Source organism: Flavihumibacter solisilvae, from assembly GCF_000814475.1.
Classification (GTDB): Bacteria; Bacteroidota; Bacteroidia; order Chitinophagales; family Chitinophagaceae; genus Flavihumibacter; species Flavihumibacter solisilvae.
Genome location: NZ_JSVC01000020.1, coordinates 22,186 through 28,761, shown reverse-complemented (window position 1 = coordinate 28,761; position 6,576 = coordinate 22,186). Strand labels below are relative to the sequence as shown.

The 6,576-nt window shown below is 45.8% G+C and carries 6 protein-coding genes; 4 read left to right on the top strand and 2 right to left on the bottom strand.

The annotated features are described in order from the left end of the window. Together OI18_RS24920 and OI18_RS17885 are read left to right on the top strand one after the other, a co-directional pair. On the top strand, positions 1-193 hold a 193-nt coding region (locus tag OI18_RS24920), incomplete at its 5' end, for a hypothetical protein (RefSeq protein WP_039142350.1). 5 nt (positions 194-198) lie between these two features. Then, positions 199-1,701 carry an oligosaccharide flippase family protein gene (locus OI18_RS17885; protein WP_039142348.1) on the top strand — a complete coding sequence of 501 codons (1,503 nt, stop codon included), beginning with the start codon at positions 199-201 and terminating at the stop codon, positions 1,699-1,701. Between the two features lie 8 nt (positions 1,702-1,709). Here OI18_RS17885 and OI18_RS17880 read toward each other — a convergent pair whose 3' ends face one another. Continuing rightward, the gene (locus OI18_RS17880; protein WP_039142347.1) at positions 1,710-2,459 is read right to left on the bottom strand and encodes a menaquinone biosynthetic enzyme MqnA/MqnD family protein; all 750 of its coding nucleotides are present in this window, start codon (positions 2,457-2,459) and stop codon (positions 1,710-1,712) included. Between the two features lie 64 nt (positions 2,460-2,523). Between OI18_RS17880 and purB the strand changes: the two genes are divergently transcribed. Beyond that, positions 2,524-3,867, top strand: a complete 1,344-nt coding sequence (gene purB / locus OI18_RS17875; protein ID WP_039142344.1) for an adenylosuccinate lyase — start codon at positions 2,524-2,526, stop codon at positions 3,865-3,867. An 80-nt stretch (positions 3,868-3,947) separates the two neighbouring features. Here purB and OI18_RS17870 read toward each other — a convergent pair whose 3' ends face one another. Continuing rightward, on the bottom strand, positions 3,948-5,540 hold the full coding sequence (locus OI18_RS17870) for a peptide chain release factor 3 (protein ID WP_039142342.1): 1,593 nt from the start codon (positions 5,538-5,540) through the stop codon (positions 3,948-3,950). 66 nt (positions 5,541-5,606) lie between these two features. Here OI18_RS17870 and OI18_RS17865 point away from each other — a divergent pair, with 66 nt between their 5' ends. After that, positions 5,607-6,428: a universal stress protein gene (locus tag OI18_RS17865; RefSeq protein WP_039142341.1), complete on the top strand. Its 822-nt coding sequence runs from the start codon at positions 5,607-5,609 to the stop codon at positions 6,426-6,428. The last annotated feature ends 148 nt before the right edge of the window (positions 6,429-6,576 follow it).

Genomic DNA, 6,576 nt, shown 5'->3' with positions numbered 1-6,576 from the left:
CAAACGGATTTTCCTGGAATATCATGGAAAATTCGATGAGTACTACAAACTGGAGGAATTGCTTCAGATACTTAGCCGAAATAACTTTCGTTATTATATAACCGAAGCGAATCGCGTGTATGCCACTCCTTTCAACAGGGGAAATGTCACTAACATGTATGACGTACAACTTAACATCTACTGCTTCAAATAGTATTAATGGGTGTAATTCAAAGACAAAGCATTCGGTCCACTGTCCTCATCCTGTTAGGGTTTGGTCTTGGTGCATTCAATATGCTTGTACTCGTACCCCGGATTCTGACGACCGAAGAACTTGGACTTACGCGGGTTATTACTGATGCAGGTATTACCCTGGCAACGCTTTGCACCCTTGGCTGTACTGCTGTGATCAATAAGTTTGCGCCGTTTTATAAAAGTCATCTTTCCCCTAAGAAAAATGACCTTCCTTTTTTTACCCTCACACTTTGTTTAACCGGCTTTGTGGTAATGTGTGTTGCAGGTTACCTGGGCAAGGATCTTATAGTCAGGAAATTCAGTGAACGGTCACCGCTATTTGTAGAATACAGTTACCTGGTCTACCCCTATTGTTTTTTCATGCTTATGTTCATGTGGATGGAAGGCTTCGCCTGGTCCTTCAACAGGGGTATCCTTTCAAATGGTCTTCGGGAGATCGTTCCACGTGTTGTTTTCCTGGCAATTCTTGTACTCTTTGTTGTCAAGCTCATCTCCCTCGACGTTTTCCTGCTGATCTTCTCGCTCTCCTATCTTCTGCCCTCTATACTGATGTTTATTGCGCTAAGGAGGACAGGCAGGTTTTATTTCCAGCCTGAACCCAGCAACCTGACAAACCGGCTAAGAGGGAAAATGGTAAACTTCGGACTTTTCGTTTTTGGCGCACATTTCCTTAATCTCCTGTCAAGGACTGTCGACACGTTTATCCTGTCGGCAAAGAGTGACCGGGGACTCACCGATACCGCCGTCTTTACGATAGCTACCTACATTGTTACATTGATGGAAGTTCCGCAAAGGAGTATGAATTCGTCAGTTGTGCCAGTTCTCGCCGAAGCATGGAAGAATAAAGACTTTGTCAAAATCAGGAATGTATACCACAAAAGTGTAAGTAATCTCCTGTTGGTCGGGCTCTTTATGTTCGGCCTTATGTGGCTGAACATCCATAATATCTCAGAATTTCTCGGCAAAAACTTTTCCGGTATCGAGGCCGTTATCCTGCTGATGGGCATCGGTAAACTGATCGACCTCGGTACAGGTGCCAACGGGCAGATTATCGGAACATCCAATTTCTGGAAAGTTGATTTTACCACGAATGTGATCTATACGCTGTTGGCCCTGCCACTGAATTATTTCCTGATTGCGCATTATGGCCTGTTAGGTGCTGCTTATTCTTCCCTGATCTCGCTGACGTTTTACAATATCCTGCGATTTGGGTTCCTGAAATATAAGTACAACCTCCAGCCCTACTCCAAAAAGGAATTCCTGGCGGTCCTGGTTGCAATCATTTGCGCGGCAATTGCCTATTTCATCCCCAGGATAGGGTCACTGTTCCTTGATGCTTTCGTCCGGTCAGTGGTGTTCACCGGCTTACTGCTTCCCGCTATCTACCACCTCAGGGTATCCGAAGAAGTGAATAAGCTGATTGAAAAATACGCTTTGATGATAAAAAGCAAAATCCGCACTTCCTGATAGTCACACTATAATTTGAATTTGTCCAGGTAATCCAGGTAAAGCCGGAGACCGGGCTTTTTGTCTTCACTCAGGCGATAATCGATGCACTTCGTATAATACTCCTTCATATCAAAATGAGGAAATGGATTCAGCCTGATCACCTCGTCAAGCTGCTGAAGACCAAAGCTGTTTGCAATATTAAATGCGTCAACAAAATTTCCATTAAGGCTTTTGTTGCTGAGCCATGCAGCAAACACAAATGGTTTTCCGGTAAATTGTTTCCAGGCCTCGCCAAGGTCATAAATGTAAGTGGCTTTGCTTCGAAGCTCAAGCGCCCTGTCACCTATCACTACCCCGGCGGTAGTTCCCTTGATGCGGTCGCGGAAATCCTCCCGGGTATCAGATATAACCGGGTCAATTTTCCAGAATTCTTTCATCAGGATACGAGCCAGCCTCACGGAAGTCCGGCTCTGGTAATCGAGGAGAACTTCCTTTATTTCATTAACCGGAACCTCACTGAAAAGACAAACAGAAGCCACGGGCCCGTCACAACAGATCCCGTAATCCGAAACAAAAAAGTGTTGTTGTAGCCGCGGAATAAGGGCTACAGGTACCAGGCCCACATCTATCTCATCGTCCAGCAACTGTTGTGCAATATGCGCAGGATAATCAAGTTTCAATTGAACGGCATCTGCCATCAGGCCTTTTTCAAGTCCGTATATCAGTGGTTTTGTATTCAGGTAACTCACCGCTCCCACTCTGATTTTTCTTTCCAATCGCTTTGATTTAATTTCGCAAATGTACAGGACATTCCAGTTTCGGAAAGCTTATTAATCAATCATGGAACTTCAAGCACTTACCGCCATTTCGCCGATCGACGGACGTTATCGCCACCAGGTACAGCATTTAGATGACTATTTTTCTGAATATGCGCTGATGAAATACCGCGTGATCGTGGAAATAGAATACTTCCAGTTCCTTGCCGACAACCGGTTTTTCAAGCTTCCGGCCAAAGCCAGGACTTTCCTGAAACAGGTTGCAGAAGAATTCAGTCCGAAAGATGCTGAAAAGATCAAGGAGACAGAAAAAATCACCAACCATGATGTGAAGGCCGTGGAGTATTTCATCAAGGAAAAACTCGACCTCTGTGATGCAGGACACCTGAAGGAGTGGGTGCATTTCGGATTGACATCACAGGACGTGAACAACACTTCCATCCCGCTTTCCTGGAAGCATGCGGTTGAATATGAGTACCTTCCCTCAATTTTAAATCTTAATAACCAGTTCCGCCTTCTGGCAGAAACATGGCGTAATATCCCGCTCCTTGCGAGAACGCACGGGCAGCCGGCGAGCCCAACCCGTCTCGGTAAAGAGATCATGGTATTTGTGGAACGCATCGAGAACCAGGTAGAACAGTTCATCAATGTTCCGTTTACAGCAAAGTTCGGCGGTGCAACAGGCAACTTCAATGCACACCACGTGGCCTTTCCACGGAAGGACTGGATCGAACTGGGTAACAATTTCGTGGAAGTGATCGGGCTGCAGCGGCAACAGTTCACCACGCAAATCGAACACTACGACAATCTCGCTGCTCACTTTGATTGCATGAAGCGCCTCAATACGATCCTGATCGACTTCTGTCGCGATATCTGGACCTACATTTCCATGGATTATTTTAAACAGAAAACAAAAAAGGGCGAAGTTGGAAGTTCTGCGATGCCACACAAAGTAAACCCGATTGACTTTGAAAACGCAGAAGGCAACCTCGGAATAGCGAATGCAATCCTGGAACATCTTTCCGCAAAACTGCCGGTAAGCAGGCTGCAGCGCGATCTGACTGATTCAACCGTACTACGGAATATTGGCGTACCATTCGCACATATGATCCTTGCTATCCGGTCAATTGAAAAAGGTCTTGACAAACTGGTATTGAACGAGAAGAAAATAAACGAAGACCTCGAAGACAACTGGGCGGTTGTTGCTGAAGCTATTCAAACGATCCTCAGGAGGGAAAATTATCCACAGCCATACGAAGCATTGAAAGACCTGACAAGGGGCAATGCAGAAATAAATAAAAAGACCATCCAGGCTTTCATCAAAAGATTAAAGGTGAGTGAGGAGACCAAGCAGGAACTCCTGAACATTACGCCGTCAAATTATTATGGTGTGACTCCGGAATTCTAAAAAGTTTCGGTTTGCTCAAATAAAAAAGGGAAAACGATCCTCACGGAAAGTTTTCCCTTTTTTATTTGAATTTCTACTTTTTAATTCTCTTTGTGGATCTCCGAAGTAAAGTGGAACTCGATATCCGGGTTATTTGTTCTTTCCGTATTCAGGAACCATTCGCTCTGCGCGAGGTACACCACATGTCCATCTTTATCTTCCGCAATGTTCGATGATTTGAAACGGGTGAAATCCTGCAGTTTCGAAGCATCATTACTTGTTATCCAGCAAGCCTTATAAAAGGGCTGCGCACGAAACTCAACGGAAGCACCGTATTCCTGGAGCAGTCGGTATTGAATCACTTCAAACTGAAGTTCACCTACGCAACCGATGATCTTTTTGTTGCCCCCGAACTGGGTAAATAACTGCGCAACGCCTTCATCAGTCAGCTGCAGTAATCCCTTTTCAAGTTGTTTTGTTTTCATCGGGTCTTTGTTCACCACCTCCTTGAAGATTTCCGGTGAAAAAGAAGGAATGCCGGTGAAGAAGAACTCTTCGCCTTCAGTAAGTGTATCCCCGATCTTGAAGTTGCCGGTATCGAACAGGCCGACCACATCGCCCGGGAAGGCTTCTTCGATCACATCCTTGCTACGGGCGAGGAAGCTATAAGGGTTGCTGAATCGCACATCTTTATCAAGCCGTACGTGATGGAAATATTTATTTCGTTCAAACCTGCCGGAACAAACGCGGAGGAATGCTATCCTGTCGCGGTGTTTTGGATCCAGGTTGGCATGTATCTTAAAAATAAATCCACTGAATTTATCTTCTTCCACATTCACGCGCCTTTTGCTTGTTTCCCTGCTTCGGGGTGTGGGCGCAATACGGATAAACGTGTCCAGCATTTCCTTAACACCGAAGTTATTTACGGCGCTTCCGAAGAAAACCGGTGCTACTTTACCTGCCAGGTATAGTGTCGAATCGAGCTCACCGTGAACCGTGTCCACCAGTTCAACATCCTCGCGCAGGATGGCGGCATCCCGCTCACCAAGCTTTTCGTCAAGTACTTTATCAGACAGATCTGCAATCTGCAGGGTATCTTCTTCCTCAGCTTTCGTGCTTGCCGCAAAAAGCCTGAGGTTCTTTGCATGCAGGTTATAAACACCTTTAAAGTCCTTACCGCTGTTAATAGGCCAGGTCATCGGGTGCAGCTGGATACTCAGTTCCTTTTCCACTTCTTCAATCAAATCGAACCGGTTTTTTCCGTCACGGTCCATTTTATTGATAAACACGATTACCGGTGTATCCCGCATACGGCATACTTCCATCAGACGGCGTGTTTGCTCTTCGACTCCGTTTACACTGTCGATAACCAGGATAACACTGTCAACAGCCGTCAGGGTACGGTATGTGTCTTCAGCGAAATCCTTGTGACCCGGAGTATCGAGCAGGTTGATCAGGATGCCATGGTATTCAAATGTCATCACGGAAGTGGCAACCGAAATTCCCCTCTGCCGCTCAATTTCCATAAAGTCGGAAGTAGCGTGCTTTTTAATCTTATTGCTCTTCACCGCACCTGCTGTCTGGATGGCACCTCCAAATAGGAGTAATTTTTCCGTCAGCGTTGTTTTACCTGCATCCGGGTGGGATATAATGGCAAAACTCCGGCGGCGTTGTATCTCATTGTGATATTTCATGACGGCCGCAAAGGTAAGATATGCGCCGGATCATGAATCATTTTGTACATTTCAGTAAATTTTTATATGAAAACACTGTTGGTACCCGTTGATTTTTCTGAGACATCAAAAAATGCAGCCAGGTATGCTGCTGCGCTGGCCGCCTCCCTGGGAGAAACAAAACTGATCTTTTACCATGCTTTTAATCCTGTAGCGGCCGGAATTGACGGCACCCCGCTCGATATCGACGTGGAAGCACGCCGCAAGATTGTCGAAATGGCACTGCATAACCAGGAGCTTGACCTTGCACCAGGACTTGCAACCGAAGTTATTGCCGAGGAAGCGGACTCCCTTACCGAGAACCTGGTAAAATATGTGCGGTATAACGACGTGGACGTCGTGGTTATGGGACTAACCGGTGCAACCCGGATTGAACAGATCCTCATGGGAAGCAATGCCCTCAAAATGGCCCATGAAGCGATTGTCCCTGTGCTGATCATTCCACCTGACGCAACTTTTAAAGGAATAAACAATATCCTGTTCGCAACGGATATGAAAAACGTAAAAGCAACCACTCCCCTTCGCCAGCTGCGTTCATTGCTTTCACTCTTTAAAGCAAACCTTCACGTGGTAAACGTTGACAGCGAACACTATGTTGAGCTGACGGAAGAATACCGCAGGGAAAGGAATACAATGGAATCCATGCTGGAAGGGTTTTCCCCCGAATTCTACTTTGTAAGGATCGGCGATTTCGTGGATGCAGTCAATACATTTACCGAAACAAAAAGCATTGACCTGATCATAACAATCCCCCGCAGGCACAATTTCCTCGCGACATTGTTCACTCCAAGCAATACAAAACGACTGTTGTACCATACACATGTGCCACTCGTTGCCATACATGAATAATTGCTTACATTTGGACGCTCTAATGCTCAGGATGCCTGCCATATTAACATTTGCTGCAATCACATTGCCGGTGAACTACTATATCCCGGACTAGCTTGCTGCTGCATCCTGACTGTTTTCCATCCACGGAGCCCTATAGTATCAATTT

Coding starts and splice junctions, on each gene's coding strand:
- OI18_RS17885 (WP_039142348.1), top strand. CDS start 199: ATGGGTGTAATTCAAAGACAAAGCATTCGGTCCACTGTCCTCATCCTG.
- purB (WP_039142344.1), top strand. CDS start 2,524: ATGGAACTTCAAGCACTTACCGCCATTTCGCCGATCGACGGACGTTAT.
- OI18_RS17870 (WP_039142342.1), bottom strand. CDS start 5,540: ATGAAATATCACAATGAGATACAACGCCGCCGGAGTTTTGCCATTATA.
- OI18_RS17865 (WP_039142341.1), top strand. CDS start 5,607: ATGAAAACACTGTTGGTACCCGTTGATTTTTCTGAGACATCAAAAAAT.